Source organism: Stenotrophomonas maltophilia group sp. msm1, assembly GCF_032025805.1.
Lineage (GTDB): Bacteria > Pseudomonadota > Gammaproteobacteria > Xanthomonadales > Xanthomonadaceae > Stenotrophomonas > Stenotrophomonas hibiscicola.
Genome location: NZ_JAVSKH010000002.1, coordinates 411,071 through 437,539 on the forward strand (window position 1 = coordinate 411,071; position 26,469 = coordinate 437,539).

The 26,469-nt window shown below is 67.4% G+C and carries 28 protein-coding genes; 14 read left to right on the forward strand and 14 right to left on the reverse strand.

Annotated elements, in window-relative coordinates:
• Positions 1-255: 255 nt before the first annotated feature.
• A complete protein-coding gene (locus ROV95_RS09510) occupies positions 256-1,080 on the reverse strand; it encodes an AraC family transcriptional regulator (RefSeq protein WP_312544142.1) in 825 nt (274 codons plus the stop codon).
• Positions 1,077-1,781 carry a VIT family protein gene (locus ROV95_RS09515; protein ID WP_134735874.1) on the reverse strand — a complete coding sequence of 235 codons (705 nt, stop codon included), beginning with the start codon at positions 1,779-1,781 and terminating at the stop codon, positions 1,077-1,079. Before ROV95_RS09515 ends, ROV95_RS09510 begins: the two co-directional genes overlap by 4 nt.
• 152 nt (positions 1,782-1,933) lie before the next feature.
• Between ROV95_RS09515 and ROV95_RS09520 the strand changes: the two genes are divergently transcribed.
• Complete coding sequence (locus ROV95_RS09520) at positions 1,934-3,298, forward strand: glutamate--cysteine ligase (RefSeq protein WP_019662096.1); 1,365 nt, start codon at positions 1,934-1,936, stop codon at positions 3,296-3,298.
• A gap of 92 nt (positions 3,299-3,390) precedes the next feature.
• Here ROV95_RS09520 and ROV95_RS09525 read toward each other — a convergent pair whose 3' ends face one another.
• Positions 3,391-4,449, reverse strand: coding sequence for an NAD(P)-dependent alcohol dehydrogenase (locus ROV95_RS09525; RefSeq protein WP_207049724.1), 1,059 nt, complete (start codon positions 4,447-4,449; stop codon positions 3,391-3,393).
• A 107-nt stretch (positions 4,450-4,556) separates the two neighbouring features.
• Here ROV95_RS09525 and ROV95_RS09530 point away from each other — a divergent pair, with 107 nt between their 5' ends.
• Complete coding sequence (locus tag ROV95_RS09530) at positions 4,557-5,441, forward strand: LysR family transcriptional regulator (RefSeq protein WP_164144669.1); 885 nt, start codon at positions 4,557-4,559, stop codon at positions 5,439-5,441.
• A 77-nt stretch (positions 5,442-5,518) separates the two neighbouring features.
• Here the strand turns inward: ROV95_RS09530 and ROV95_RS09535 are convergent, their stop codons facing one another.
• Positions 5,519-6,181, reverse strand: coding sequence for a TetR/AcrR family transcriptional regulator (locus ROV95_RS09535; protein ID WP_155030113.1), 663 nt, complete (start codon positions 6,179-6,181; stop codon positions 5,519-5,521).
• Between the two features lie 76 nt (positions 6,182-6,257).
• Between ROV95_RS09535 and ROV95_RS09540 the strand changes: the two genes are divergently transcribed.
• A complete protein-coding gene (locus ROV95_RS09540; RefSeq protein WP_021203939.1) occupies positions 6,258-6,953 on the forward strand; it encodes a hypothetical protein in 696 nt (231 codons plus the stop codon).
• A 12-nt stretch (positions 6,954-6,965) separates the two neighbouring features.
• On the opposite strand, the gene ROV95_RS09545 is transcribed toward ROV95_RS09540, so the two are convergent.
• The gene (locus ROV95_RS09545; RefSeq protein WP_134735877.1) at positions 6,966-7,382 is read right to left on the reverse strand and encodes a VOC family protein; all 417 of its coding nucleotides are present in this window, start codon (positions 7,380-7,382) and stop codon (positions 6,966-6,968) included.
• A gap of 114 nt (positions 7,383-7,496) precedes the next feature.
• On the opposite strand from ROV95_RS09545, the gene ROV95_RS09550 reads away from it, so the two are divergent.
• Entirely contained in the window at positions 7,497-8,174 is a 678-nt protein-coding gene (locus ROV95_RS09550) for an SMI1/KNR4 family protein (RefSeq protein WP_033835222.1), read from the forward strand.
• A gap of 50 nt (positions 8,175-8,224) precedes the next feature.
• On the opposite strand, the gene ROV95_RS09555 is transcribed toward ROV95_RS09550, so the two are convergent.
• Positions 8,225-9,328, reverse strand: a complete 1,104-nt coding sequence (locus ROV95_RS09555) for an alkene reductase (protein ID WP_312544150.1) — start codon at positions 9,326-9,328, stop codon at positions 8,225-8,227.
• Between the two features lie 130 nt (positions 9,329-9,458).
• On the opposite strand from ROV95_RS09555, the gene ROV95_RS09560 reads away from it, so the two are divergent.
• Entirely contained in the window at positions 9,459-10,364 is a 906-nt protein-coding gene (locus ROV95_RS09560; RefSeq protein ID WP_227844078.1) for a LysR family transcriptional regulator, read from the forward strand.
• Positions 10,365-10,374: 10 nt separating this feature from the next.
• On the opposite strand, the gene ROV95_RS09565 is transcribed toward ROV95_RS09560, so the two are convergent.
• Positions 10,375-10,794, reverse strand: coding sequence for an Imm70 family immunity protein (locus ROV95_RS09565; RefSeq protein WP_312544153.1), 420 nt, complete (start codon positions 10,792-10,794; stop codon positions 10,375-10,377).
• A gap of 187 nt (positions 10,795-10,981) precedes the next feature.
• Here ROV95_RS09565 and frmR point away from each other — a divergent pair, with 187 nt between their 5' ends.
• The 5 genes from frmR (at position 10,982) to ROV95_RS09590 (ending at position 15,323) form a co-directional block, all read left to right on the forward strand.
• Positions 10,982-11,257 carry a formaldehyde-responsive transcriptional repressor FrmR gene (frmR, locus tag ROV95_RS09570; protein ID WP_005411009.1) on the forward strand — a complete coding sequence of 92 codons (276 nt, stop codon included), beginning with the start codon at positions 10,982-10,984 and terminating at the stop codon, positions 11,255-11,257.
• Between the two features lie 59 nt (positions 11,258-11,316).
• Entirely contained in the window at positions 11,317-12,426 is a 1,110-nt protein-coding gene (locus tag ROV95_RS09575; RefSeq protein WP_134968875.1) for an S-(hydroxymethyl)glutathione dehydrogenase/class III alcohol dehydrogenase, read from the forward strand.
• Positions 12,427-12,434: 8 nt separating this feature from the next.
• Positions 12,435-12,794 (forward strand): YqcC family protein, encoded by a 360-nt coding sequence (locus tag ROV95_RS09580; RefSeq protein WP_312544154.1) that lies wholly within the window; start codon positions 12,435-12,437, stop codon positions 12,792-12,794.
• A 63-nt stretch (positions 12,795-12,857) separates the two neighbouring features.
• Positions 12,858-13,688: an S-formylglutathione hydrolase gene (gene fghA / locus ROV95_RS09585; protein ID WP_312544156.1), complete on the forward strand. Its 831-nt coding sequence runs from the start codon at positions 12,858-12,860 to the stop codon at positions 13,686-13,688.
• 189 nt (positions 13,689-13,877) lie between these two features.
• The gene (locus tag ROV95_RS09590; RefSeq protein WP_312544157.1) at positions 13,878-15,323 is read left to right on the forward strand and encodes a GGDEF domain-containing protein; all 1,446 of its coding nucleotides are present in this window, start codon (positions 13,878-13,880) and stop codon (positions 15,321-15,323) included.
• 54 nt (positions 15,324-15,377) lie between these two features.
• Here the strand turns inward: ROV95_RS09590 and ROV95_RS09595 are convergent, their stop codons facing one another.
• A complete protein-coding gene (locus tag ROV95_RS09595; protein WP_019336474.1) occupies positions 15,378-15,848 on the reverse strand; it encodes a hypothetical protein in 471 nt (156 codons plus the stop codon).
• A gap of 5 nt (positions 15,849-15,853) precedes the next feature.
• Positions 15,854-16,300 (reverse strand): universal stress protein, encoded by a 447-nt coding sequence (locus ROV95_RS09600; protein WP_134528342.1) that lies wholly within the window; start codon positions 16,298-16,300, stop codon positions 15,854-15,856.
• A gap of 141 nt (positions 16,301-16,441) precedes the next feature.
• Here ROV95_RS09600 and ROV95_RS09605 point away from each other — a divergent pair, with 141 nt between their 5' ends.
• From ROV95_RS09605 to ROV95_RS09620, 4 genes are all read left to right on the forward strand, one after another.
• On the forward strand, positions 16,442-17,359 hold the full coding sequence (locus ROV95_RS09605) for a LysR family transcriptional regulator (protein ID WP_010480868.1): 918 nt from the start codon (positions 16,442-16,444) through the stop codon (positions 17,357-17,359).
• A gap of 153 nt (positions 17,360-17,512) precedes the next feature.
• The gene (locus ROV95_RS09610) at positions 17,513-19,042 is read left to right on the forward strand and encodes an MFS transporter (RefSeq protein ID WP_312544158.1); all 1,530 of its coding nucleotides are present in this window, start codon (positions 17,513-17,515) and stop codon (positions 19,040-19,042) included.
• Positions 19,043-19,062: 20 nt separating this feature from the next.
• Entirely contained in the window at positions 19,063-20,145 is a 1,083-nt protein-coding gene (locus ROV95_RS09615) for an HlyD family secretion protein (protein WP_312544159.1), read from the forward strand.
• Positions 20,142-21,557 (forward strand): efflux transporter outer membrane subunit, encoded by a 1,416-nt coding sequence (locus ROV95_RS09620; protein WP_312544160.1) that lies wholly within the window; start codon positions 20,142-20,144, stop codon positions 21,555-21,557. The genes ROV95_RS09615 and ROV95_RS09620 overlap by 4 nt, the downstream gene beginning before the upstream one ends.
• Positions 21,558-21,608: 51 nt before the next feature.
• Here ROV95_RS09620 and ROV95_RS09625 read toward each other — a convergent pair whose 3' ends face one another.
• The 5 genes from ROV95_RS09625 to ROV95_RS09645 form a co-directional block, all read right to left on the reverse strand.
• The gene (locus ROV95_RS09625; RefSeq protein ID WP_005414449.1) at positions 21,609-21,947 is read right to left on the reverse strand and encodes a hypothetical protein; all 339 of its coding nucleotides are present in this window, start codon (positions 21,945-21,947) and stop codon (positions 21,609-21,611) included.
• A gap of 77 nt (positions 21,948-22,024) precedes the next feature.
• The gene (locus tag ROV95_RS09630; protein ID WP_021203930.1) at positions 22,025-22,966 is read right to left on the reverse strand and encodes a DegV family protein; all 942 of its coding nucleotides are present in this window, start codon (positions 22,964-22,966) and stop codon (positions 22,025-22,027) included.
• Between the two features lie 95 nt (positions 22,967-23,061).
• Positions 23,062-23,694: a 2-hydroxychromene-2-carboxylate isomerase gene (locus ROV95_RS09635; RefSeq protein WP_312544161.1), complete on the reverse strand. Its 633-nt coding sequence runs from the start codon at positions 23,692-23,694 to the stop codon at positions 23,062-23,064.
• Between the two features lie 25 nt (positions 23,695-23,719).
• Positions 23,720-24,982 (reverse strand): amidohydrolase family protein, encoded by a 1,263-nt coding sequence (locus tag ROV95_RS09640; protein ID WP_312544162.1) that lies wholly within the window; start codon positions 24,980-24,982, stop codon positions 23,720-23,722.
• Positions 24,982-26,391: an amidohydrolase gene (locus tag ROV95_RS09645; RefSeq protein ID WP_312544163.1), complete on the reverse strand. Its 1,410-nt coding sequence runs from the start codon at positions 26,389-26,391 to the stop codon at positions 24,982-24,984. The genes ROV95_RS09640 and ROV95_RS09645 overlap by 1 nt, the downstream gene beginning before the upstream one ends.
• Positions 26,392-26,469: the final 78 nt, after the last annotated feature.

Genomic DNA, 26,469 nt, shown 5'->3' on the forward strand with positions numbered 1-26,469 from the left:
GACCAAGGTCGACGCCCACCAAGAGCAGGTCGTTCCATTCCGGCAGATCGCAGGAATCTGTCAGAGGTGGGGCGGTGTGGATGGGCAGGACCGTTGGCGCCATGGATGGCGCCATCGAGCCCCCATGGATGGGTTTACGGCGTGTCCTGCCCACCCACACCGCCCCGCCATCCCACGGATAGCCCGCTGTTGCTGTTGCTTTCGCTGTTGCCGTTGCCTCTGCAGGTGCAGGGCTGCAGGCCCTGCCGAACCCCCTCAAATGTCTGTGGGAGCCAGCCCGTACTGCTCGGCGAAGCGCTTGCTGAAACTCGCCGCAGACCGATAGCCCGCGCGTGCGGCCACGGTCTTCAACGGCAGGTCCGTGGTGTAGAGCAGCTGCATGCCATGCGCCAGCCGGGCCTCGGTGAGCAGCTGGCGCAGGCTGGTGTCCTCGGCCGCCAGGCGACGGCGCAGGGTCGCGCCGCTCAGCGCGAACAGCGCTTCCACATCACGCGATTGCCAGTCGCGGGCCGGTTCGGCGGCGATGCGGTCGCGGATCTGTTCGCCCAGGCTCGGCGCCTGCGGCAGCAGCAGGTTGCCGTGGCCCTGCCGGCACAGGGTCAGTACCAACGAGGCCAGGGCCAGCCGCGCTTCGCTGTAACGGCCGTCCTGCAGCGATTGCCGCCACTGGCGCAGCACCGCGCCATGATCGATCAACGGCAGTCGCGCCATCGCATGACCAACGGCGGGAAGCTCCCCGCTCCACAGCGTGCGTGCGGCCGCCAGCACTTCGGCACACAGCGGCACGATGGCGCTGAGGTAGCGGCCACTGCGTGGGTCGGGGGTGTTGACTACATCGATGCGGCATCGCTGGGTCAGCAGCAGGATGTCGCCGGGGATGAACTCCAGCGACTGGTGCGCGGTACGCACCTGCTTGCGGCCTTCCAGCAGGATCGCGAACTGGGGTTGCGGAATCTCCACCGAGCTGGCGCCATGTTCGCGCCGAGCGGTGATGCACGCATAACCTTCGGCGCGTGCGCAGCCGGCCAGACTGGCCATCTCGGCCAGCAGTGCGGTAACTGGCGGCAGCATGCCGGTCATGTCACCTGGGCGCCGAACAGGCGACCGACGCCTGCAGCGGCGGCCATTGCCAGTGCACCCCAGAACATCACACGCATTGCGCCGCGTACCGGCGGGGCGCCGCCGGCCTGGGCTGCCACCGCGCCGGTCAGGCACAGGCCGAGCAGGGTACTGGCCGTGGTCATCAGTGCGACCTTGTCGACCGGCGCCAGCAGGGCGGCCAGCACTGGCAGCGCCGCACCGCAGGCGAACGCACCGGCCGAGGCCAGCGCTGCCTGCAGCGGGCGGGCGCGCAGGGTATCGGTGATGCCCAGTTCGTCGCGCGCATGCGCGCCCAGCGCATCGTGGGCGGTGAGCTGTTCGGCTACCTGCCGGGCCAATGCAGGTTCCAAGCCACGGTGGCGGTAGATCGCGGCCAGCTCTTCCAGCTCGCTGTGCGGGTTGTCGCGCAGTTCGCGTTTCTCCATCGCCAGGTCGGCTGCTTCGGTGTCGGCCTGGGTCTGCACCGACACATACTCGCCGGCAGCCATGGACATCGCGCCGGCTACGGTGCCGGCCACGCCGGTGGCCAGAATGGTTGCAGCCGAGGCGCCGCTGGCCGCCACGCCAACCACCAGCCCGGCCACCGAGACGATGCCATCGTTGGCGCCCAGCACGGCGGCGCGCAGCCAGCCGACGCGTTCGGAGCGGTGCAGTTCGGGGTGTCGTGAATGGCGGCTCATGACGTTGAGTGTACGAGGGTCAAGAGGGCGTCGGTAGGATGCTGAAACCCGTCACCGTCGCATGACGCGACGGGGTGCCACGCTATAGTGCGCCCTTGCGATGGAAGGCCGCGAGCCCCACATCCCCCGCCACCGTCCAGCGAGCCTTTCCCTTGTCGAGCCCCAGCCACGTCGCCGATACCCCCATTACCGACCGCTCGCAGCTGGTGGAGGTGATCGCCTCCGGCGAGAAGCCCCGCGCGCAGTGGCGCATCGGCACCGAGCACGAGAAGTTCGGGTTCCGCCTGGATGACCTGCGCCCGCCGACCTTCGAGGGCGAGCGCGGCATCGAAGCGCTGCTCAACGGCCTGGTCCGCTTCGGCTGGGAGCCCGTGCAGGAGAACGGCAGCACGATTGCCCTGCTGCGCGATGGCGCCTCGGTGACGCTGGAACCGGCCGGCCAGCTGGAACTGTCCGGTGCGGCGCTGGAAACCATCCACCAGACCTGCGTGGAGACCGGCACCCACCTCAATGAAGTGGCGCAGGTGGCCGGCGAACTGCAGCTGGGTTTCCTCGGCATGGGCTTCCAGCCGAAGTGGAAGCGCGATGAAATGCCGTGGATGCCCAAGGGGCGCTACAAGATCATGCGCTCGTACATGCCCAAGGTCGGTTCGCTGGGCCTGGACATGATGACCCGCACCTGCACGGTGCAGGTGAACCTGGACTACGCCACCGAAGCGGACATGGTGAAGAAGTTCCGCGTGTCGCTGGCGCTGCAGCCGATCGCCACCGCGCTGTTCGCCGATTCGCCGTTCACCGAAGGCAAGCCGAACGGCTACCTGAGCTACCGCTCGCACATCTGGACCGACACCGACGCCGACCGCACCGGCATGCTCGACTTCGTGTTCGAGGATGGTTTTGGTTACGAGCGCTATGTCGACTACCTGCTCGACGTGCCGATGTATTTCTCCTACCGCGATGGCATCTACCACGACGCCAGCGGGCAGAGCTTCCGCGATTTCATGCAGGCCAGGCTGCCGGTGCTGCCGGGTGCGCTGCCGACGCTGCGCGACTGGTCGGACCACATGACCACCGCGTTCCCGGAAGTGCGCCTGAAGAAGTACCTGGAAATGCGTGGTGCCGATGGTGGCCCGTGGAGCCGCCTGTGTGCGCTGCCGGCATTCTGGGTGGGCCTGTTGTATGACGACACCGCATTGGATGCCGCCTGGGACCTGGTGCGTGACTTCACCCTGGCCGAGCGCCATGCGCTGCGTGACGGCGTGCCGAAGCATGCGATGAACCTGCCGTTCCGCAATGGCACCGTGCGTGACCTCGCCGGCGAGGCGGTCAAGATCTCGGTGGAAGGCCTCAAGCGTCGCGCCGCACGTAATGCCGATGGCCAGGACGAGAGCAAGTTCCTGGACGTGCTGCAGGAGATCGTCGAATCCGGCCTGACCCCGGCCGAGCGCAAGCTGGCGCTGTTCCATGGCCGCTGGCATGGTGACGTCGATCCGGTGTTCCGCGAGTTCGCGTACTGACCGTCATGCGGGGTTGCCGGCTAGCGGCCGGCACTACCCAAAAGAAAAACCCCGGCATTGCCGGGGTTTTTCATTTCCAGATCCGTCTTGGCTCAGGCCGCGTTCTTCAACGTCGCCATGTCGATCACGAAGCGGTAGCGCACATCGTTCTTTGCCATGCGCTCCCAGGCTTCGTTGACGTTCCTGATGTCGATCATCTCCACATCGCTGACGATGCCGTGCTCGGCACAGAAGTCCATCATTTCCTGGGTTTCGGCCATGCCGCCGATCGCCGAGCCGGTCAGGTGCTTGCGGCCGAAGATCACGCTGCCACCGGTCAACGGCGGGTCCAGTTCGGTCAGCACGCCGACCAGGCACATGGTGGCTTCGCGCTTGAGCAGGCCCATGTACGGATTGGTGTCATGGCTGACCGGGATGGTATTGAGCAGGAAGTCGAAGCTGCCGGCGTGCGCCTTCATCTGCGCCGCATCGCGCGAGACCAGCACCTCATCGGCGCCCAGGCGCTTGGCATCGGCGCCCTTTTCCGGGGTGGTGGTGATCATCACCACGTGCGCACCGAGCGCCTTGGCGAACTTCACACCCATGTGGCCGAGGCCGCCGAGGCCGATCACGCCGACCTTCTGGCCCGGGCCGACCTTCCAATGGCGCAGCGGCGACCACGTGGTGATGCCGGCGCACAGCAGCGGTGCGGCCGCCTTCAGGTCGAGGGTGTCGGAAACCTTCACCACGAAGCGCTGCTCGACCACCACGTGGTCGGAATAGCCGCCGTAGGTCGGTGCGCCGCTTTCGCGTTCACGGCCGTTGTAGGTCCAGGTCGCGCCCTCGGCGCAGTACTGCTCCAGGTCGTGCTGGCAGGCGTCGCAGTGGCGGCAGGAGTCGACCATGCAACCCACGCCGGCGTGGTCGCCGACCTTGAAGCGGGTGACGTTGCTGCCGACCTCGGTGACGCGGCCGATGATCTCGTGACCCGGCACCATCGGGTAGATCGAGCCACCCCAGTCGTCGCGGGCCTGGTGCAGGTCGGAGTGGCAGATGCCGCTGTAGAGGATCTCGATGCGTACATCGTCCGGGCCGACCGCGCGGCGTTCGAACTCGTACGGAATCAGCGGGTCGGTATGTGAATGGGCGGCGTAACCACGGGCGAGGGACATGGGGAATCCTTGGCAGGGTTTATCGAAAGGCGTTTTACAATACGCCCCGTTCCCAGCGGCAGGAATCGCGGATATCGGCATGATTCATCAAGTGGAACTGCACAATCATGGCCACTGACAACCTCACCCACCTGGCCGCGTTTGCCGCGGTCGCCCGCCACCGCAGCTTCCGCCGCGCCGGTGCCGAGCTGGCGCTGTCGACCTCGGCAGTGAGCTATGCGATCCGCGCGCTGGAAGAACGGTTGGGGGTGGGCCTGTTCCATCGCACCACCCGCAGCGTGGCCCTGACTGAGGCCGGGCAGCGCCTGCTGGAGCGCCTGCAGCCGGCGCTGGGCCAGGTGCATGACGCGCTGGAAGAGATGAACCAGTTCCGTGCCGCCCCGGCCGGCCTGCTGCGCATCAACGCCACCCGCGCGGCGGTACCGACCCAGTTGGGGCCGCGACTGGCGCGCTTCCTGCACGCTCACCCCGACGTGCGGGTGGAGCTGACCGAGAACGATGGCCTGGTCGACATCGTCGCCGAGGGCTACGACGCCGGCGTGCGCCTGCACGAGTTCGTGCCCGAGGACATGGTGGCGGTGCCGATGGGGCCACCGCTGCGCGGGCTGATTGTCGGCTCGCCGGACTACCTGCGGCGACACCCGGCACCACAGCATCCGCGGGACCTGGCGGCACACGAATGCATCCGCTTCCGCTTCGCCAGCGGGCATCTCTACAAGTGGCAGTTCGAGCGTAGCGGACAAGCGCTGGAGATCGATGTGCCGGGCCGGCTCACGTTGAGTGAGCAGGGCACCGTCGTGGGTGCAGTGCTTGATGGCATCGGCCTGGCCTACGTGCTGGAAGACACGGCGCGGCCGTATATCGAATCCGGCCAGATGGTGGCAGTGCTGGAAGAATGGAGCGAACCGTTCGCCGGCTTCGCGCTGTACTACCCGAAGCAGCGGCAGATGCCCGGTGCGCTGCGCGCGTTCGTGGATATGCTGCGCGAATGAGCTGCGATGGATGATGTGGTGCCGACCAACGGACGGCACCCACCACCCACTGTCGTCCATGCGCGGATGAGGCAACCCTACGGCACCCGCAACACCGGCGCCAACAACGCCATGCACTCACGCAGGTGCACCTCCACCGGCGCATCCTCGGCCACCACGCCGATCACGCGTTCGCGCAGCGGCTCGGCCACGGCCATTGCCAGGATCAGTCGCGCCATGCGTGCGGAATCCCCCTCACGCAGCAGCCCACGCTGCTGCTGCCGTTCCAGCCAGTCAGCCAGCAGCGCTCGGCCGCGTTCGATGCCATTGTCCAGATAGGCCTGCAGCAGCGCATCCTTGCCGGGGAAATCGGTAGCCAGCAGCCGGAACACCTGCACCGCCTGCGCCGACAGCGCCTGCGCGCAGACCGCCTGCAGGATGTCCTGCAACAGCGGCACGACCTCTTCGGCATTGCGCGCATCGCGCTGCAACTGTGGCGCGAAGCCGTCGGTCCATTCGCGCACCGCAAGCCCAACCAGTTCCTCGCGATTGCTGGCGTGGCGATACACCGTCTTCTTCGCCACCCCTGCGTGCGCCGCCACCGCTTCGATGGTGGTGGCCTCGTAACCCTGTGCCAGCAGCAGCTCCAGGGTGGCCTGCAGTACCGCGTGGCGGACTTCCGCCTCCGGGCGCGCAGGGCGGCCGCGGCGGCGGGTCGGCGTTGTGGACTCGGACAGGGTCGTGCTGTTCATTGTGCCCATCTTACCGCATCCGGCTAATTGAGAAACGCATAACGTTTCCGTACTGTCGGGTCTCCCAACACCGCAGGAGACCCCGATGGATACCGCTGTGAACGCACGCGCCTGGCTGGACCACCACGATCTGCTCGACCCGGCGCCGATGCACCTGGAGACCGGCATCCAGCGCCGCGAAGACGGCACCCTGCTGGTGGCGGTGCGTAGCGATCTGCACGGCTGCAAGGGCCGCATGCTGGACTGGTGGTTCACCTTCTTCGAGACCACCCAGCACATCCGCTGGTGGCATCCGGTCGATCATGTCGAGCATCGCGGCTGGGACGCGGCGTGGCAGCGCGGGCGCAGCTACCACGGTGCCAGCATCCATGCGGTGGAATCGCTGGCCGACATTCCGCCGGTGGCGGCACGCCTGAAGTTCCATGACCCGCGCACGCTGCTGGTGCCCCAGCGCCTGCAGGCGGCACAGGATGCAGGCGATGTATCGGCGGTGATTGCCGCGCGCATCGGCTTCGGCGACCACGTCCGCCTGGATGCAAACGGTGATCCCTGCGACGGGCAGATGCTGCACGTGGCGCGTGATACGCCGTTTGGCTGTGTGCTGCGCAGCCGCTTCGTGCTCGGCCTGGACAGCGCCGATCCGCACCGCGAGGCCGGCGATGCGGTCGGCCTGGGCCTGCTCAAGCACTGCTATACGGAGTTCAGTTTCCTCTCGCGCTTGCTGCCGTCGCTGTACTACGGCGAGCGTGCCAATGGCGAGGCAGTGCCATTGCCGTGGTGAGTGGTGCAACGGTCATTCGACCAGCGCGTCGTAGCCTTCAGCACTGAACTGGATCAGGCAGAAGCCGTGGCCGAACGGATCGGCCAGCACGGCGATGCGTCCCCAGCGACGCTCGCGCACGGACTGCTCGAGCGTCGCTCCGGCTGCGACTGCACGTACCAGCGCGGCGTCGATGTCATCCACTACCCAATCCAGGTGCAGCGGCGTCCAATGGCGCTCGTAGTCGCGCACGTCGCCGTCTTCGGTGGCGGCGCTGCCGGCGTCGTTGTGCAGCAGGTAGAGCGGCGTTGGCCCACCGAGCAGCTCCACGGCACCCGGGCCGAGACGGCGGCCGATGCGCAGGCCGAAGGCCCGGATGTAGAAGTCTTCGGCGGCGGCCAGGTCGGGGACGTCGAGGTTGACGATGAAGCTGTGGGCAGTGGCGTTCATGGCAGCGATGGGCGGCATCCGGTGGTCGCAGTCTAGTCCTGCCGCGTGCTGTGGCCGGTTCATCTCCTGCGCGGATTCGGGCAAGCTGGGCGGTCTCTATCGACAAGGACATCCATGAGCGCGTTATCCGGCATCGAACAGGCCACCGGCCAGTCCTTCCCGCCCCTGTTCAAGCAGTTGCATGCAGCGGGTCGGTTGAGTTGGGGTGCTCCCCATCCGGAATGGTCCGAGGTGGTATTCCCGACGCTGCAGGCGGATCCGCCGGTGCTGCTGTACGCCCAGGACTACGAGCCGTTGGAACACGACGAGCTGCTGGAGGCGTGGCAGGAGCTGACCGCCGAGGACCACTACAATCCCCTGCGCACAGACCTGCAACTGCTGCCTTTTGCGCGGACCGGCGCAGGTGACAGCTACTGCTTCTGGAGCAACGCGCCCGGCTTTGCCGAGCCCCCCGTCGTGCTGGTGTGGCATGACGATGATCGTGCCGATGTGCTGGCCGCCAACTACCAGGATTTCCTGTTCCGCAAGATGGTCGAAGCCGTTGCCGACTACCAAGCGCCGTATACGCTGCTGTCGCACGGCGAGCTGGCCGGCAATCTGCAGCGCTGGTTGCAGTCCCACCAATCCTTCCTTCGCGACGACCAGTACGCGGCGTTGCAGCAGCTGTTTGCCCGCGTTGACGATATTGAAGAAGGAAACATCAGCGAAGACGACGCACAGGCCATCGTCGTTGAAGTGATCGGCTGCGAGCGGTTGGACGAGTCGTTCGCGTATGTGCGCGAGGATGCCTGAGGACATGGGTCGGAGCCCCGCCGGCGGCGGGGATCCGACACCGTGCGGGATCAGCCTGCGGCCGGGTAATCGAGGTAGCCTGCCTCGCCGCCCCCGTAATAGGTGCTGCGGTCCGGCGTGGCCAGCGCGACGTTGCGCTGCAGGCGCTCGACCAGATCCGGGTTGGCGATGAACGGCTGGCCGAACGCGGCCAGGTCGATGGTGCCCGCTTCGACCAGCTGCAGGGCGCGTTCGCGGGTCATGCCACCTGCCAGGATGACGGTGCCGCCGTAGGCCTGCTTGAACTGCCGCAGGAACACCTCGCCCAGTACCGACTGGCCCGCCTGCAGGTTGTCGTTGAGATGCACATAGGCCAGGCCGCGCTTGCCCAGCTCCTCGGCCAGGTACAGGTAGGTGGCCTCGTTGTCGGGGTAGAACGGCATGTCGAAGGTGAGGTTGTTCGGCGCCAGGCGCACGCCGATCCGCTGCGCACCAATGCGCTGGGTCATCGCATCGACGGTCTCCAGGATCAAGCACGCACGATTGGGCAGCGAGCCGCCATAGCGGTCCTCGCGCTGGTTGATGAGCGGGTTGAGGAACTGTTCGAACAGGTAGCCGTTGGCGGCATGCAGTTCGATGCCATCGAAACCGGCGGCGATGGCGTTGTCGGCGCCGCGCGCGAAGTCGTCGACGATGCCGGGGATCTCTTCGGTGGCCAGCGCACGTGCCGGGGTGGGATCGGCGTGGCCGCGGCTGCCGTCGTCCAGATAGACGAACGAGGTGTTCTTCGGTGCGCTGGCGACCGGCCGGGTACCGGCGCTTACCGGTTGACCACCGTCGGGCTGCAGCGAGTAATGCGACATGCGGCCGACGTGCCAGAGCTGGGCGAAGATCGTGCCCTGTGCGGCATGCACCGCCTCGGTGACGAGCTTCCACCCGGCAACCTGCTCGGCCGACCAGATACCCGGCACGTCGATGTAACCCTGGCCCTGCGGCGAGACCGGGGTGCCCTCACTGATGATCAGGCCGGCGCTGGCGCGCTGCCGGTAGTACTGCGCGGTGAGTTCATTGGCCACCGCGCCGGGGTTGCGGGCGCGGGTCATCGGGGCCATCACGATGCGGTTGCGCAGGGCGATGCCTGCCAGATCGAAGGGGCGGAACAGGGCGGCGGTCATGTCGGTCATCTTGGTGCGGGGAGGAGGCGCCAGCGGCGCGATGCACACAGAATGGAGTTGACATGCAGGCGCATAAAGCGCTTCGATCTCCCTAGGTGCGGGACTATTTGTCCCCAATGGAGCGCGATAGATGCTGCCGCTGGAATCATTGAATGGCCTGGTCACGTTCGTTACCACGGCCCGCTCAGGCAGCTTCACCGAGGCTGCCGACGCGCTGGGCATCTCACGCTCGGCGGTGGGCAAGGCCATCGCCCGGCTGGAAGCGCGGCTGGGCGTGCGCCTGTTCCACCGCACCACCCGGCGCATCGCGCTGACCACCGACGGCGAAGCGTACTACGCATCGTGTGCGGCGGCGCTGGAAGAAATCTCCGCCGCCGAGGCCTGCCTGGGGTCGGCCGGCCTGCCCAGCGGACGGCTGCGCATCGACATGCCATCCTCGTTCGGGCGCCTGGTGGTGCTGCCGGTGCTGCTGCGCCTGTGCCGGCAATACCCGGACCTGCAACTGACGATGACCTTCACCGATCACTTCGTCGATCCGGTCGAAGAGGGCATCGACCTGCTGATCCGCTTCGGCGGATTGCACCAGGCCGAGCATCTGGTCGCGCGCCGGCTGGGTCGCCAACGACTGGTCACCTGCGCATCGCCGGAGTACCTGCAGGCGCATGGCGTGCCGGCCACCGTGGAGGATCTGGCGCAGCACCGCAGCGTCGTTGGTTTCCGCCACGGCCAGCCGGTGGCGTGGCGGATCGGCAGGGACGATGCCGAGGGAACGTTCATCCCGAATGCGACCTACCAGCTCAACGATGGTGACGCGGTGATCGATGCGGCCATCGCTGGGCTGGGCATCTGCCAGATGCCCGTTTCACTGGTACGCCGTCATCTGGAATCCGGGGCGCTGCAATCGGTGCTGGATGCGCACATGCAGCGGCATATCGACATCCATGCGCTGTGGCCACCGACCCGCCACCTGCGGCCCAAGGTGCGCTACGTGGTGGATGAGCTGGCGCGGTTGGCGGCTCAGGGCGTGTTTGATTGAGCGTAGGGCATCAGTAGTTGATGATCCGGGCGGACGTGTCTTCGCCTTCCTGAAGTGCTTCAAACACCTCGGCCAGAAGCGCGATCAGATCGTGCCCATGTGAGGTGACGAAGTAGGTCGCCAGGCTGTCGATGTCGCCAGCGATATCGCCTCCCCACGGTGGACGCTGGGTTCTATCCTCGAACGACCATATGACACGGGCTGGCGCAAGCTCGGCCAGCTCTCGGCGGACCCTATGTAGTTCGGCCAGCGCGGCGGCAGCATCTGATTGCTGCAGTCTGCCGGCGTATAGCTGATTCAAGAGGATTGGGAATCGACTTCCCCAGCCATTCGGCTCCAGGTTGCCGGATATGGTCGAGAAGAAGGCATGGAGAAACGCGCCACTGCCGATCTCATCGGTGATGCGCCCGAGTTGGATGCCAACACCCATTGTCTGGTTCCTGATTCTGCCGATCCTACAGCATGCCCCGATGCATTAACGGTAGAAGCGTAATTGCTGTAATTGATTGATATGAAAGGATTCAACGGCACTATTGCGGAGGCGGGAGATGCCATTTCCGTCACTTTGCCAATACGCATGTATACTATCCCCCAGTATAGTTCCGAGCTGGCCCGCCATGCCGCACTCCCCCGAAGAGAAGAAGAAGGTCCTGGCCCGCGTGCGCCGCATCCGCGGCCAGTGCGATGCGCTTGACCGCGCGCTGGAAGCCGGCGCCGACTGCGGGCCGGTGCTGCAGCAGATCGCCGCCATCCGTGGCGCGGTCAACGGCCTGATGTCCGAGGTGATGGAGGCCCATCTGCGCGAGGAATTCGGCCAGCCCGCCGCCTCCGACGAACAACGCGCCGAACGCGTGCGCGACATGAGCGCGTTGATCCGCTCGTACCTGAAGTAAACGACGGCGCAACATGGCGCCGCCCATCCTGTCATTGCCTGTCTCTGGAGAGTCCACCCATGAAATCCCGTGCCGCCGTCGCCTTTGGTCCCGGCCAGCCGCTGCAGATCGTCGAGATCGACGTCGCCCCGCCGAAGAAGGGCGAAGTGCTGGTGAAGATTACCCACACCGGTGTCTGCCACACCGATGCGTTCACCCTGTCCGGTGATGACCCGGAAGGCCTGTTCCCGGTGGTGCTGGGCCATGAAGGCGCCGGCATCGTGGTGGAAGTGGGCGAGGGCGTGACCAGCGTCAAGCCGGGCGACCATGTGATTCCGCTGTATACCGCCGAGTGTGGCGAATGCCTGTTCTGCAAGAGCGGCAAGACCAACCTGTGCGTGGCCGTGCGCGCCACCCAGGGCAAGGGCGTGATGCCCGACGGCACCAGCCGCTTCAGCTACAACGGCGAGCCGCTGTACCACTACATGGGCTGCTCGACCTTCAGCGAGTACACCGTTGTGGCCGAAGTCTCGCTGGCGAAGATCAACCCGGACGCCAACCCGGAACACGTCTGCCTGCTCGGCTGTGGCGTCACCACTGGCATCGGCGCGGTGCACAACACCGCCAAGGTGCAGGAAGGCGACAGCGTGGCGGTGTTCGGCCTGGGTGGCATCGGCCTGGCGGTGATCCAGGGTGCGCGCCAGGCCAAGGCCGGCCGCATCATCGCGGTGGACACCAATCCGTCCAAGTTCGAACTGGCGCGCGAATTCGGCGCCACCGACTGCATCAACCCGAAGGACTTCGACAAGCCGATCCAGCAGGTCATCGTGGAAATGACCACCTGGGGTGTGGACCACAGCTTCGAGTGCATCGGCAACGTCAACGTGATGCGCGCGGCGCTGGAATGCGCGCACCGTGGCTGGGGCCAGAGCGTGGTGATCGGCGTGGCCGGTGCCGGGCAGGAGATCTCCACCCGCCCGTTCCAGCTGGTAACCGGCCGCAAGTGGATGGGCACTGCCTTCGGTGGCGTGAAGGGCCGCAGCCAGCTGCCGGGCATGGTCGAGGACGCGATGAAGGGCGACATCGAACTGGCCCCGTTCGTCACTCACACCATGGACCTGGACAAGATCAACGACGCCTTCGACCTGATGCATGAAGGCAAGTCGATCCGTTCGGTGGTCCACTACTGAGGCGCGGCGTGGGCTGGTTCGATGCCTTGCGCAGGCCGCGTGCGGAAGATCCGCGCGCGGCGCTGGTCGACCCGATCGAGCAGGCGTTGCGTGCGCTGGGCTGGGTCGACGGCGAGGTGGGGCCACCGCGTGCGGTGACTTCGGCCTTCGGCAGCGACGATGGCATGCCGTTCGAGCAGTGGCTTGCGCAGGTATTTCTGCCGCGCCTCTACGAGGCCCGCGCCGACGGTCAGTGGCCACCGCGCAGCGACGTGGCGGTGGCGGCGTACCGCAATCTGGATGGCCAGCCTGGCGTCGAATCGTTGCTGCGCCTGCTGGCACAGCTGGATGAACTGATCAACCAAGGCATCCACGCCGGGCGTGGATAAGCCGACCAAGGTCGGCATCTACCAGAAGCACGCGTGCGCTGACGCGCCGCGCAGGAGAGCACCATGGAACGCATTGAACACCGCGCCTGTTTCGGCGGCTGGCAGGACGTCTACCGCCATCGTTCGACCACGCTGGGCTGCGACATGCAGTTCGCCGTGTACCTGCCGCCGCAGGCGGAAGTGCAGCCGCTCCCAGTGCTGTACTGGCTGAGCGGCCTGACCTGCACCGAGCAGAATTTCATCACCAAGGCCGGTGCGCAGCGCTATGCAGCCGAGCACGGCGTAATCATCGTCGCGCCAGATACCAGCCCGCGCGGCGATGATGTGGCCGATGCCGAAGGCTACGACCTCGGCAAGGGCGCAGGGTTCTACCTCAACGCCACCCGTGCACCGTGGGCGAAGCACTACCGCATGCACGACTACGTGGCGCAGGAGCTGCCGGCGCTGATCGAAGCGAATTTTCCGGTCACCGGCGCGCGTGCTGTCAGCGGCCATTCAATGGGCGGCCACGGTGCGCTGGTGATAGCGCTGCGCAACCCGGGGCGCTACCGCAGTGTGTCGGCGTTCTCGCCGATCGTCGCGCCCAGCCACGTACCGTGGGGGCAGAAGGCGTTCACGGCTTATCTGGGCGACAACCCGGCCGACTGGGCGCAGTGGGATACGTGCGCGCTGCTGGAGGCGGCCAGCGAGCACCTGCCATTGCTGGTCGACCAGGGCGAGGCGGACGAGTTCCTGCAGACCCAGCTGCAGCCGCAGCGCCTGCAGCAGGCCTGCGCGGCCGCCGGCCATCCGCTGACCCTGCGTCTGCAGCCGGGCTACGACCACAGCTACTACTTCATCGCCAGCTTCATCGGCGAGCACATCGCCCACCACGCCCGCGCCCTGCAGGGCTGAGCGCGTTCCGGTGGTGCCGGCCGCTGGCCGGCATCACCGGAACGCCGAGGATTCCCGGGATTGCCGGCCAGCGGCCGGCACTACCATGGCGGCGCACGCGGAGTGTCGTTTTGCCGCAGTGGATCACGCCGCTGTGGCGTGCTGGCGCGCTATCGTGCGCTCAGACGGCCTTGCGGATCGGGGGGATGCATGCCGGTAGTGCTGGCGCTGCTGTATGTGCTGTGCCATGGGCTGGTGCTGGCCCTGTGGCCCGGTCCCGCCGGGGCGGGCTCCTTCGTCTTTCTGACCGGCGCCCCGTTGCTGGCTGCGGTGGCCTGCCTGTGGCGGGCCCGCCGCGACCGCGCTGCACTGGGGTGGCGGGCCATGGCATTGGCGCTGCTGCTGTGGGCCGGCGGCATGGCGTTCAACATGATCGACGCGCTGGGCGCCGGGCGGGCCGATTTCACTCCCCACGCCAGCCTGCTGTTGTACGTACTGTACGGCGTGCCACTGGTGTTCATCCTGGCGCGCGCACGCCGCGAGCGGTCGGGCATCAGCCTGATCGATGCGGCAATGGCCGCGCTGCTGGGCGTGCTGTTCTTCGTGCATACCGAATCGTTTGCCGCCCGCATCGATGTCGATGCCCATGCGATGTCGAACATGCAGCGTATGTTCGACATCCAGAACCTGTGCATCGCTGGCTTTGCGGTGGTGCGCTGGCTGGCCGGTGACGTCCCCGAGCGGCGCGGTTTCTTCCGGGTGCTGGCGCTGTACGCACTGGCTTATCTGCTGGTGGCTTACTACATCAACCATTACACCTCGGAAGACGCATTCGGAGCCTTCAATGATCTGTTGATCGACCTGCCGTTCCTGCTGGCGGCGGTGCTGGCGTTGGACCGGGCGCCCGTCACGGGCGCAGTGCCGCATCCGCGGCTGTCGCGCACGGTGCAGTCTGCCGGGCCGATGATCCTGCCCTTGCTGCTGCTGGTGGTGGGTACTCTGGTGGTCGACCATGCCCGACCGCTGGCAGTGGCGGGTTTCGTGGTGGCCACGCTCGGCTTCGGCCTGCGCAGCGTCCTGCTGCAGACCGATCTTCTGGAACGCCAGGCAGCACTGGATCAACTGGCGCGGCAGGATGGCCTCACCGGCGTGGCCAATCGCCGCGAGTTCGACGCGCGGCTGACCTCCGAATGGAATCGCGCGCGGCGCAGCGGCACCGAGCTGGGCCTGCTGCTGGTGGATATCGACCACTTCAAGGCCTTCAACGACCAGCACGGCCATCCGGCCGGTGATCGTTGCCTGCAGGCGGTGGCCGGGGTGCTGAAGGCCATAGCCGGTCGCGGTGGTGACAGCGTTGCGCGTTATGGCGGTGAAGAATTCGCCGTCATCGTGCCTGGAAGCCCGTTGTCGGGGGTGCTGGCGCTGGCCGAACGGCTGCGCGAAGCGGTCGAAGCGCTGCCATTGCCGGAAGGCCCGGTCAGCATCAGCGTCGGCGTGGGTTACCTGCATCCGCCGGCGCTGGCCAGTGCCGATCAGTTGCTGGCAGACGCCGATGCCGGCCTGTATGCCGCCAAGCGGACTGGCCGCAACCAGGTGGTCCTGCATGCGCACGTGCTCGACGACGAAGGCAGTGCGCACGGCAGGATGGATTGCTGAGCGCGCCAGGTAGCCGCTCCCTGTGCGCGATTGCGCACGGTCGGCGCGGCCGGGTCATCGCTGCCGCAGCCAGCCGGTGGGATCGAGCAGCCTCAGCCCGACCGGTGACAACGAGCGCTGTCGCAACGGCAGTTTTGCCGCCTGCACGGCGATCGCACAGCGCGCCAGCTGCTGGCGCAACGGTGCCAGCGTGTCGTCTTCGCGTGGGCGCGCATGCCGCCATTGTGCGATGCGCAGCAGGCAGACCAGCAGGTCCAGTTCGCTGGCGGCAATGAACGGAGAGCCGGCGGGCAACAGGTCGATCGGTGCCGTCGGCGCGGCCAGCAGCGGCAGCAGGTTGATGAACGCGTCGCAGCCTTCAGGATCAAGGCCGAGGCCGCTCAGCTGTGCGAGTCCATCGGCTACGAGATCGGGGTCACGCAGCTGGCGTATCGCCGCCAGCAGCGCCTGCTCGCCACGGCCGAACTGGCGGCCGAAGGCACGGTAGCTGACCCGGGTGGGAAACAAGGGGGAACGGGAGGCCATGGCAGCTAGGGTTGTGGGGCGCGGGTTTCCACCAGCACGGGGCAGGGGGCGTGATCGATGGTCCATTGCCCGATCGAGGGTTCGAACAGGCGCTCCAGCCGGGACAGGTGGCGGTGGCCGATCACGATCAGGTCGCACTTCAGGCGCCTGGCCTGGTCGCTGATGACTTCGCCGGGGTCGCCGGAGGGGATCTGCGCGATGGCATCGACGCCGCGCTCGCGCAGCTCGGCCAGGGCTTCGGCCAGCACCGCCTCGGCGCGGGAGCGCTGGCGGGCGGCTTCCGGGTACTCGATACGGTCGGCTTCGCTGGCATCGGCCGCCAGCGCGAATTCGGGGTCGAGCACGCACAGCAGGTGCAGGCGGCTGCGGGGGCCGGCAATGGCCGCGGCCAGGTCCAGCACGCGCGCGTGCTGGGGGCCACCGTCCAGGGCGACCAGCAGGGTATTGAACATGGATGTCTCCTTGGCAGGCCGGGGATGGTCGCCGATGTCATCGCGCGCACCCATGCCGTGCGCGGCAGTCAATGAATGCGTAGAACGCAATCCATGGTGGTTGCAAGTGCCGTAGAGTCATCTGATTTACCGGAGACTGTCGTGCCCCTGCCGGACCTGAACCTGTTGCTGGCACTGGACGTGCTGATTGACGAATGCAGCGTGGCCGCCGCCGCGCGCCGGATGAACCTGAGCGCGCCGGCAATGAGCCGCACCCTGGGCCGGATCCGCACTGCGCTGGGCGACCCGGTGCTGGTGCGTGCAGGCCGCGGTCTGGCGCCCACGCCCCGCGCCCTGCAGCTGCGCGAGCAGGTCCGCGATGTGATCGAACAGGCCCACCGCGTCTTCAACGCCGGTCGCGAAGTAGACATGCGCGTGCTCGAGCGAACCTTCAGCGTGCGTGCCAATGATGTGTTCGTCGGTGGTTTCGGCGGACGCCTGCGCGAGCTGTTCCGCCAGCAGGCGCCGCGCGCAGTGCTGCGCTTCGTGCCCGAGGGCGATACCGACGACGATGCGATGGCACAGGGCCGGATCGACCTGTACATCAGCACGGCCGGCAAGCATGCGCCCGATACCAAGGTGCAGAACCTGTTCAGTACCTCGTTCATGGGCGCCGCGCGCGAAGACCATCCACTGTTCGACGAGGAGATCAGTGCCGAGCGCTTTGCCGCGTGCGACCACATCGCGGTGTCGCGCCGTGGCCTGCCACGTGGGCCGATCGATGATGACCTGGCCACGCTGGGCCTGCAGCGGCGGGTGGCGCTGATCAGCCCGACCTTCCACGGTGCGATCTTCGCGGCGGCCGAATCGGACCTGATCCTGCCGCAGATGCCGAGCGTGATGCTGGAGCGGATCGTCAACATGCGCCTGCCGTTGCGCCTGTTCCCGCTGCCGATTCCGGTGCGGACCGCGGCCATCGTGCAGGCCTGGCATCCGCGCCTGGACAACGACGCCGCGCACCAGTGGCTGCGGCGCTCGATCAAGACCATGTGCGAAAGCGCAGGGGAGGCCTCGCGCTGACATCTGCATGCGTGCGCCCGGCGCACGCCTGGGATGCCGGCGACGCCATTTTTCACAGGGTACCGGCTCCCTAGACTGCGCTCCCCGGAGTTTCACTGAGCGCATTCCAATGACCCCCAACATGCCGTGCACTGCACGGATCGGTGCCCGGCGATGAGTATGCCGGCTGCCGCTGTCCCGGCCGCCGCAGCGCCTCCTCCTGCCGCCGCCCCCGGGCTCGACCGCCGCGTCCTGGTCGGCCTGTGTGGCGTGCTGCTGGCGGTGCTGGTGTCGGGCTTCAACGAGAACATCACCAAGGTCGCATTGGCCGACATCCGTGGCGCGATGGGTTTCAGCGTCGATGACGGCAGCTGGATCGTCGCCCTCTACAGCGCGATGTCGGTCAGCGCGATGGCCTTCGCGCCGTGGTGTGCCGCCACCTTCTCGCTGCGTCGTTTCGCGCTGGCGATGATCGGTGGCTTCATGGTGCTGGGCGTGCTGTGCCCGCTCGCCCCGAACCTGCAGGTGTTCCTGCTGCTGCGTGCACTGCAGGGCCTGTGCGGTGGTGCACTGCCGCCGTTGCTGATGAGCGTGGCGCTGCGCTTCCTGCCCCCGGGCATCAAGCTGTACGGCCTGGCCGGCTACGCGCTGACGGCGACGTTCGGCCCGAGCATGGGCACGCCGCTGGCCGCGTTCTGGGTCGAGCAGGTGGGCTGGCACTGGGCGTTCTGGCAGATCGTGCCGTACTGCCTGGCCGCCATGGCGATGGTCAGCTGGGGTCTGCCACAGGACCCGCTGAGGCTGGAACGCTTCGCCCAGTTCGATACGGTCGGCCTGCTGCTCGGCCTGCCAGCGCTGGTGCTGCTGGTACTGGGCCTGGTGCAGGGCCCGCGCCTGAACTGGTTCGACTCGCCGATGATCACGCTGATGATCGGTGGCGGTGCCGGCCTGATGGTGCTGTTCATGATCAATGAATGGTTCCACCCCTTGCCGTTCTTCAAGCTGCAGCTGCTGGCCAACCGCAATCTCAGCTACTCGCTGGTGACGCTGGGCGGCGTGCTGTTCGTGCTGCTGGCGGTGATCTCCATCCCGTCCGGTTTCCTGGCCAGCGTGCAGGGCTACCGGCCGTTGCAGACCGCACCGATGCTGCTGTGGGTGGCGTTGCCGCAGGTGATCGCGCTGCCGCTGGTGGCGGCGCTGCTGAACATCCGCGCGGTGGACTGCCGCTGGGTGCAGGCCACAGGCCTGGCGATGCTGGCCCTGGCCTGCTGGCTGGGCTCGCACCTGGACGTGGCCTGGATCCGTGACAACTTCCTGTGGGTGCAGCTGCTGCAGGTGTTCGCACAACCCATGGCAGTGCTGCCGCTGCTGATGCTGGCCACCGGCGGCCTGGCGCCGCAGGACGGTCCGTTCGCCTCGGCCTGGTTCAACACGGTCAAGGGTTTCGCCGCGGTGCTTGCCAGCGGCGTACTGGATGCCGTCGCCCAGGGCCGCCGTCATTTCCATTCCACCGTGCTGGTCGACCGCCTGGGCGAGCAACCGTGGCTGGCCGATGGCCCGCAGCTCGGCGCGCGCCTGCATGCACAGGTGCAGGCGCTGACCTCGGCCGACCTGTACTGGGTGGTCGCACTGGTGGCGCTGGCCTTCATTCCCCTCATTGCCTGGATGCCCACCCGCATCCACCCGCCACGTGCCGTGGCCTGAACCTTTCGCAGGAACCCCTCATGACGATCAATCGAACCACTCTCCACACCGGCCTGGGCCTGGGCGTACTGGCCCTGGCCATCGGCGCCTGGCTGCTGCTGCGCGACTCTGGCCACCAGAGCACCAACAATGCGTACGTGGTGGCCGACTACACCCTGGTGGCTCCGAAAATTCCCGGCTTCGTCAGTGCCGTGGAGGTGGAGGACAACCAGTCGGTGAAGGCCGGCGACGTGCTTGCCCGCATCGACGACCGTGACTACCAGGTCGCCCTGCAGGCGGCCCGTGCCGACCTTGCCAATGCCCGCGCACAGCTCGCCAACGCACAGGCCGCACTGGCCCAGCAGGATTCGCTGATCGAGCAGGCCAGGGCCAGTGTCGATGTCAGCCGTTCCGAACTGACCCTGGCCAGTGCCGACCAGCAGCGCTACCGCGAACTGGCCCGTGACGGCGCCGGAACCGTGCAGAACGCGCAGCAGGCGCAGTCGAAGCAGGCCGTGGCCAGTGCCCACCTGCAGCAGGGCCAGGCGGCGCTGTCGAGCGCGCGCCAGCGCACCGACATCCTGACCGCCGGTGTGCAGGCTGCGCAGGCCGCGGTGCAACGCGCGGAAGCGGCGCAGGCCCGCGCCGAACTGGATCTGTCGCACACCGTGCTGCGTGCACCGATCGACGGCATGGTCGGTCGCCGCGCGGTGCGCGTAGGTGCCTACCTGACCCCGGGTACCCCGGTGGCCGCGGTGGTGCCGCTGAAGCATGCCTTCGTGGTCGCCAACTTCCAGGAAACACAGATGACCCGCATGCAGGCCGGCCAGCAGGTCGAACTGAAGGTGGACGTGTTCCCGGGCAAGCCGCTGCGCGGGCACATCGACAGCATCGCGCCGGCCACCGGCGTCACCTTCGCCGCTGTCGCACCGGAGAATGCCACCGGCAACTTCACCAAGGTGGTGCAGCGCATTCCGGTGAAGATCGTGCTGGAGCCGGGCCAGCCGCTGCTGGACCAGCTGCGTGCCGGCATGTCGGTGGAAGCCAGTGTCGACCTGGGCAGCCGCGCGCGCGCGCACAGCGTGAAGCACAGTCCGGGCCATGCGGCCGGGGAGGGCGCATGAGCGCAGTTGCCTTGTTCCGCAGCACCTTCGTTGCGGCCAGCCTGTGCACGGCCCTGGCTGCCTGCACGATGGGTCCGGACTTCGTACGTCCTCAGGCGGAATTGCCCAGTCACTGGCAGGGCGAGGCCGTCGCGGGCAACGCGATCGATCCGGACGCCGCCTGGTGGGCCGGCTTCGACGACCCGCTGCTGGGACAGCTGGCCAGCCAGGTGCTGGAGGCTAACCTGGACCTGCAGCTGGCGGCCAACCGCGTGCAGCAGAGCCGCGCCGCGCGTGGCATCAGCGCCGCCGACCGTCTGCCCAGCGTCAGCGCAACCGCCAGCGGCGCACGCGCACGCAACAGCGAGGTGGGCTTGAACGATCCGTTCGGCAACGGCGGTCGTGATGACTATGGGCTGTTCCAGGCCGGCATCGGCCTGAGCTGGGAACTGGATCTGTGGGGACGCGTGCGCCGCCAGGTGGAAGCCGCCGATGCACGCGTGCAGATGGCTGAGGAGGATGCACATGCAGTGCGCATCGCGCTGCTGGCGGAAACCGCGCGTGACTACCTGCAGCTGCGTGCAACGCGGCAGTTGCTCGCGATCACCGAGGACAACCTCAGCATCGCCCTCGACATCAAGCGCCTGACCGAGGCACGCCAGCAGCAGGGCGTGGCCAGCACGCTGCAGGTGTCCAGCGCGTCAGCGCAGGTAGCATCGCTGCAGGCACGCATCGCGCCGCTGCGGCATCGTGAATCGCAGCTGCGCAATGCACTGGCGTTCCTGCTGGCACAGCCTCCGCAGGCGCTGGATGCGCGGCTGCAGAATGCACGCCGTGACTGGCCCGCACTGCCGGCCGTGGCGGTGGGGCTGCCCAGCGAACTGGCCGAGCGTCGCCCGGACATCCGTCGTGCCGAAGCGGCGTTGCATGCCGCAACGGCCGGCATCGGCGTGGCCAAGGCCAGTTTCCTGCCGCGCATCACCTTGAATGGCGACGCTGGCTTCCAGGCCAAGCAGCTGGATGATCTGGATGGCTGGAACGCACACCGCTTCAGCATCGGGCCGTCGATCAGCCTGCCGATCTTCCAGGGCGGCCGGCTGAAGGCCAACCTCGCGTTGAGCAAGCTGCAGCAGCAACAGTCGTCGCTGCAGTTCCAGCGCACGGTGCTGCAGGCCTGGCATGAAGTGGACGACGCCATCGATGGCTACGCCGCCGAACAGCAGCGCACCGTGCAGCTGCACGTGGCGGTGGACGAAAGCGAGACCGCGCTCGGTGCGGCGCGCCGGCAGTACCAGGCCGGCGTGGTCGACATGCTGGACGTGCTGACCACCCAGCGCATCGCACTGGACAACCAGGCCGCACTGGCCAACAGCCAGGCTACGGCGGCAATCGCGCGGGTGGAGCTGTACCGCGCGCTGGGGGGTGGCTGGTAGGGCAATGGAAACGCCGGGCATGGCCCGGCGCTACCCATCGCGGCGGGCGCCTCAACGCACGTCGCGCAGTTCCCAGTGGCTGCCGGCCAGCAGGCGCAGGCGCTGCTTGAACACGTCGCTGTCGATGCGGGTGGTGGCGACCAGGTTGATGCGCAGGTCCTTCTGCTCGCCGGTCACGGTGGCGTCCGGATCGGTCACGCCCCACTGCGGTTCCACCGCGTCCGGGTCGGGCTGCTTGGCCTTCCAGCGCTCGAACAGCGTGCCGCTGCGCAGGGCATCCTGCAGCTCTTCGGCGAAACCGGCGGCGCCCTGCGAGTGGAAGGACAGGTCAGGGTCATTGCCACGGGCCTTGGACGGGTCGGGTAGGCTGATGTGGTACTGCGCAGGCATGAAGTTCTCCTTGAAGTGCGGCAAGACTGGCACAACCGCAGTGGAATCGATGTGCAGATTCCGGCCGTGGCCAGCGCTCATTCGAACCGATGCGGCCCATCGGCGAAGCCTACGGTGACCGCGCCCTTGCCGACGTTGACCATGCCGGTCAGGCTCATCACCGATTCGTACACGGTCACGCCATGGGTGGCGCAGACCTCTTTCAGCTGTGCGTAGCCGGGCAGCGTGCGCAGCTCGTCCAGTTCTCCGCCGTAGCTGACGCACACCGTCGGTGTCATCAGCCCGGCACGCACGCGCTGGCCGACCACCGCGAACAGCTTCTGCACGGCATTGTCGAAGCCCTTGATCTTGGCCACCGGCCCGGTCTCGCCGCGGTAGCCGTGCAGCACCGGCTTGATGTCCAGCGCGCTGCCCAGCGCCGCACTGAGCAGGCCGACACTGCGGTCGCCCTTGTGCCGTGCGCGCGCACGCATGTAGTACAGATCACGGGTGACCATATAGCCGTGCACGTTGCCGGACAGTTCCTCCAGCCGCTCGCGGATCTGCTGCACGCTGGCGTTGCTCTCGCGCAGGCGCACGGCTTCCACCGCCGTAACCGCCTGCGCGGCGAACAGGTTCTGGGTATCGAGCACGCGCAGCGCGAACGGTGAGTTGTAGCCTGCCGCCTGGCGCACCGGCTTGTAGTCGTTGAGGATGGCGAAGCTGGCCTGCAGCGCGTTGTCATGGATCGGGCTGCGGGTCTTGGTGATGGTCATGCAGAACACGTGGTCGTAATCGATCACCAGCTGCTGCAGGAACAGGTCGCGGATCTGGTTGACGCTGAAGGGAATGGTTTCCGCCTCGGCGCCGTGTTCGGCCACGTGCGCGTGCAGGAAGCTCAGCGTGGCCTGCTCATCGCGATGGTCGGCCAGCACGGCTTCGCCGATGCGGACGGTGATCGGCAGCAGCACGATGTTGTGCTCGGCAATGAAGTCCTGCGGCAGGTCGCAGGCCGAGTCGACGACGATTCCGATGCGCATCCGCGGCTCCCCCTCCAGGGCGGTTGTAGGTTCGGAAACGTGAAATCTATCTCAAATTCTGGCGTGGCGCGCGAGGGAAATGCGCCAGGCCCTGTTCAGCGACTGCGCCGCACGGCCACCGGAAGTTCGGCCAGGCGCTGCCACTCGGGCTGCTGCAGCAGGGCGGGATCGGCCAGCACGGCGGCCATCAACGGATGGGCGTCGTTGCCCCAGAACAGTTCGTCATCGATGGCCAGGGTTGGTACGCCGAACACGCCGGCAGCAATGGCGGCCTCGGTGTTCCTCCGCAGCTGCTCCTTGGCCGCGGGGGCCGCGATGGCGCTGGCGACATCCTCGATCCCCAGCCGCGCAGCCGGTTCGCGCAGGGCCTCGGCGCTATCGGCGGCATTGCCGTCGCGCCAGATCCAGTCAAACAGCACGTCCACCGCCTGCACGCTGCCACCGGCGGCCAGGCACAGCCGCAGGGCAGACAACGGGTTGAACGGGTGGCCCGGCGGGAACCGCAGCGGTGTTCCTTCGGCCTGCGCAGTCCACAGCAGCTGGCGGTACATGAAGCGGCGCTTGGCCGGAATCTCGGCCGGCCCGAGGTTGCCCAGGTGATGCAGCACGGCACCGAAGGCGATCGGCACGGTCTGGATCTGTGCGAACTGGGGTAGCTGCTTCAGCTTCTGCCAATGCAGGTAGGAATAGGGCGAGACGAAGTCGAAGTACCAGTGCAGGGTGGCCATGCAGGTTTCCTTGAATAACTGGAGGTCAGGGCTGCGCGTTGCGCTGCAGGTAGCGGTCGCGCAGTTCGGTCTGGCGCGAGCGCATCGGCATCGCCCGGCCGCCCAGCCAGACCTGTTCGGCATAGTGCGCCACGTCCAGCGGGTCGCCCTCCCACAGCACCAGGTCGGCACGCTTGCCCGGCTCGATGCTGCCGATCTGGTCGGCCACGCCGAACGCCTGCGCCGGCACCCGGGTCAGCCCGGCCAGACCGTCAGCCCAGGGCAGGCCGTTGGCCACTGCATTGCCAGCCAGTTGGCGCATCTTGCGCGCGTTGTGCGAAGCATCACCACGCTGCATGAACGACACGGCCACGCCCGCACGATGCAGGCGTGCCGCATTTTCCAGGGTTGCACCGATCTGATCGAAGCTGGCCGGCAGGTTGGACAGCACGTCGACAAACACCGGCACCTGGGCAGCGGCCAGCTCCGGCGCCACCTGCCACGCTTCGCTGGCACCGGCGATGGCGATCTTCACCTTCTCGCGGGCGGCCCAGCGCAGCAGCTGGCGGATGTCGGAGGCGCGATCGACCTCCACCACGATGCGGCCGTGCCCGGCCAGGTAGCGGCTGAGCGTGCGGCGCCCGGCCGGCGTCAGCAGCGCGTGCGGTGAGTCCGCGGCAACCTGGCCACGCGCCTCGTCCACCATCTGCTGCAGCAGCATCCATTGCGCTGCACGCGACTGCCCGGTCAGCTCCACTGCGGCCGACCCCAGGCGCAGGAACAGCGCGCGCGGCCCGAGGGGATCGGCGCTGCCGTCCAGCCGCATCACGCCACCCTGGCCTGCAACGAAGCCGCCGCCGGTGGCCGCCCCCAGGGCGGTGAAGCCGATGCCGTCCAGGCGTGCCACCGGGATCAGCACCGAGGCCGGGTTGTACGCCAGGGTGACATCGAACTCGGGGCGCAACGGTTGTTCGCCGATCTTCAACGTGCTGTCGACCGTGCTCGCTTCACCGGAGACCTCTTCGACGCCGATCTCGGTGATGCCCCCGAACAGCGCCGGTGTCAGCGGGCGGCCATCGGCCTCGACCACGCTGGCCCCGGCCGGGGCGGACAGTCCGCTGCCGACTGCGCGGATGATCCCGCCCTGCACCAGCACATCGGCGTGCTGCAGGCTGCCGCGCGTGCTGGCCGTATGCACGGTCGCGTTGCGCACCAGCAGGTCCTGCGCCTGCGCGGATGCGGAGAGGCAGGCCAGCACCATGACCGTAGCGCCGAGCCATGCCCGGCGACGCTTGTTCAACGCGCCCATCAGTGCACCTCCTGGCCAAGCTGGAAGTCGGAACGTGGCGTGGCCGCAGGTGCGCTGCGGTCGTACAGGCGGCGGCCGTCGATGAAGACCTGCTCGGCCAGCGCGTAGGAACTGAAGGGGTTGCCGTTCCAGACCACCACATCGGCCATTTTGCCCGCCTCCAGAGTGCCGGTCTGGCCTTCAATCCCCAGCGCCCTGGCGGCGTTGGCAGTCATCCAGGTGATGGCGTGCTCGGGGGTGATCTCCGGCATGTGGGCGCGGCGTGCGGCGGCGATCACCTTGGCTGCTTCCTGGTTCAGGCGCTGGATGCCTTCTGGTGAATCGGAATGGACGATGGCGCAGCTGTTCTTCGGCCGGTCGACCAGCGCGATGTTCTCGGGAATGCCGTCGAAGGCTTCCATCTTGAAGCCCCACCAATCGGCCCAGAGTGCACCGCAGACGCCGTCGGTGGCCAGCCGGTCGGCCAGCTTGTAGGCCTCCACGCCGTGGTGGAAAGCGGCCACCTTGAAGCCGAATTCCTTGGCCAGGTCGAGCATGGTGGCCATCTCGTCGGCGCGATAGCAGTGGATGTGCACGCGGATGTCGCCTTCGATCGCGCCGGCCAGCGTGTCCAGCTTGAGATCGCGCTTGCCGCCGGCATCACCGGCGCTGTCGCCCTTGTCGCTGCCGAACCAGCTCTTGCGCTTGGCCGGCTTGGGCTTGTTCCTGGCGATGTAGTCGGCGGCATCGATGAAGGCGGCACGATAGCCGGCCACGTTGCCCATGCGCGTGGCCGGGGTCACGCCCTTGCCCTCGCCATAGACCCGCTTGGGGTTCTCGCCGCACGCCATTTTCAGGCCCCAGGGCGCACCGGGAAACTTCATCGCCTGGTAGGTGATGGCGGGGACGTTCTTCAAGGTCACGCCGCGGCCACCGACCAGGTTGGCCGAGCCCGGCAGCACCTGCATGCTGGTCACGCCGCCGGCCAGCGCCGTGGCGAAGCCCGGGTCCTGCGGCCACACCGAATGTTCGGCCCAGACGTTGGCGGTGACCGGTGCGGTCATCTCGTTGCCGTCGCTGTGCGCACCGACACCCGGGCTGGGATACACGCCCAGGTGCGAATGCACGTCGATCAGGCCCGGAGTGACCCACTTGCCCTGTGCATCAATGCGGGTGACAGCGGCATCGGCCTGCAGCTGGCGGCCGACGGCAACGATGCGGCCGTCGCGCAGCAGCACGTCGGCGTTGTCCAGGCGCTGGCCGGTGCCGGTCAGCACGGTGGCGTTCTGGATCAGTACCGGCGCATCGGGATGGGCCTGGTAGGTGCTGGGGTAGGGATCGGTGACAAAGCGCGACGCCCCAACCGCAGGCGCCGTGCTCAATGAAAGCAGTGCCAGTGCCACTCCGGCGCGCAACAACGATGATGCCATGCAGTTCCCCTCGCAACGTGATCCAGTCGCCGACGCTAGCCGGGCGGTGGTGGGCTTGCCAAGTGACCTTCTTCACAG

What these genes read in the sequence shown, in the direction of transcription:
- ROV95_RS09510 (WP_312544142.1), bottom strand. Translation starts at nt 1,080, where the DNA reads ATGACCGGCATGCTGCCGCCAGTTACCGCACTGCTGGCCGAGATGGCC.
- ROV95_RS09515 (WP_134735874.1), bottom strand. Translation starts at nt 1,781, where the DNA reads ATGAGCCGCCATTCACGACACCCCGAACTGCACCGCTCCGAACGCGTC.
- ROV95_RS09525 (WP_207049724.1), bottom strand. Translation starts at nt 4,449, where the DNA reads ATGTCCCTCGCCCGTGGTTACGCCGCCCATTCACATACCGACCCGCTG.
- ROV95_RS09530 (WP_164144669.1), top strand. Translation starts at nt 4,557, where the DNA reads ATGGCCACTGACAACCTCACCCACCTGGCCGCGTTTGCCGCGGTCGCC.
- ROV95_RS09535 (WP_155030113.1), bottom strand. Translation starts at nt 6,181, where the DNA reads ATGGGCACAATGAACAGCACGACCCTGTCCGAGTCCACAACGCCGACC.
- ROV95_RS09540 (WP_021203939.1), top strand. Translation starts at nt 6,258, where the DNA reads ATGGATACCGCTGTGAACGCACGCGCCTGGCTGGACCACCACGATCTG.
- ROV95_RS09545 (WP_134735877.1), bottom strand. Translation starts at nt 7,382, where the DNA reads ATGAACGCCACTGCCCACAGCTTCATCGTCAACCTCGACGTCCCCGAC.
- ROV95_RS09550 (WP_033835222.1), top strand. Translation starts at nt 7,497, where the DNA reads ATGAGCGCGTTATCCGGCATCGAACAGGCCACCGGCCAGTCCTTCCCG.
- ROV95_RS09555 (WP_312544150.1), bottom strand. Translation starts at nt 9,328, where the DNA reads ATGACCGCCGCCCTGTTCCGCCCCTTCGATCTGGCAGGCATCGCCCTG.
- ROV95_RS09560 (WP_227844078.1), top strand. Translation starts at nt 9,459, where the DNA reads ATGCTGCCGCTGGAATCATTGAATGGCCTGGTCACGTTCGTTACCACG.
- ROV95_RS09565 (WP_312544153.1), bottom strand. Translation starts at nt 10,794, where the DNA reads ATGGGTGTTGGCATCCAACTCGGGCGCATCACCGATGAGATCGGCAGT.
- frmR (WP_005411009.1), top strand. Translation starts at nt 10,982, where the DNA reads ATGCCGCACTCCCCCGAAGAGAAGAAGAAGGTCCTGGCCCGCGTGCGC.
- ROV95_RS09575 (WP_134968875.1), top strand. Translation starts at nt 11,317, where the DNA reads ATGAAATCCCGTGCCGCCGTCGCCTTTGGTCCCGGCCAGCCGCTGCAG.
- fghA (WP_312544156.1), top strand. Translation starts at nt 12,858, where the DNA reads ATGGAACGCATTGAACACCGCGCCTGTTTCGGCGGCTGGCAGGACGTC.
- ROV95_RS09590 (WP_312544157.1), top strand. Translation starts at nt 13,878, where the DNA reads ATGCCGGTAGTGCTGGCGCTGCTGTATGTGCTGTGCCATGGGCTGGTG.
- ROV95_RS09595 (WP_019336474.1), bottom strand. Translation starts at nt 15,848, where the DNA reads ATGGCCTCCCGTTCCCCCTTGTTTCCCACCCGGGTCAGCTACCGTGCC.
- ROV95_RS09600 (WP_134528342.1), bottom strand. Translation starts at nt 16,300, where the DNA reads ATGTTCAATACCCTGCTGGTCGCCCTGGACGGTGGCCCCCAGCACGCG.
- ROV95_RS09610 (WP_312544158.1), top strand. Translation starts at nt 17,513, where the DNA reads ATGAGTATGCCGGCTGCCGCTGTCCCGGCCGCCGCAGCGCCTCCTCCT.
- ROV95_RS09615 (WP_312544159.1), top strand. Translation starts at nt 19,063, where the DNA reads ATGACGATCAATCGAACCACTCTCCACACCGGCCTGGGCCTGGGCGTA.
- ROV95_RS09620 (WP_312544160.1), top strand. Translation starts at nt 20,142, where the DNA reads ATGAGCGCAGTTGCCTTGTTCCGCAGCACCTTCGTTGCGGCCAGCCTG.
- ROV95_RS09625 (WP_005414449.1), bottom strand. Translation starts at nt 21,947, where the DNA reads ATGCCTGCGCAGTACCACATCAGCCTACCCGACCCGTCCAAGGCCCGT.
- ROV95_RS09630 (WP_021203930.1), bottom strand. Translation starts at nt 22,966, where the DNA reads ATGCGCATCGGAATCGTCGTCGACTCGGCCTGCGACCTGCCGCAGGAC.
- ROV95_RS09635 (WP_312544161.1), bottom strand. Translation starts at nt 23,694, where the DNA reads ATGGCCACCCTGCACTGGTACTTCGACTTCGTCTCGCCCTATTCCTAC.
- ROV95_RS09640 (WP_312544162.1), bottom strand. Translation starts at nt 24,982, where the DNA reads ATGGGCGCGTTGAACAAGCGTCGCCGGGCATGGCTCGGCGCTACGGTC.
- ROV95_RS09645 (WP_312544163.1), bottom strand. Translation starts at nt 26,391, where the DNA reads ATGGCATCATCGTTGTTGCGCGCCGGAGTGGCACTGGCACTGCTTTCA.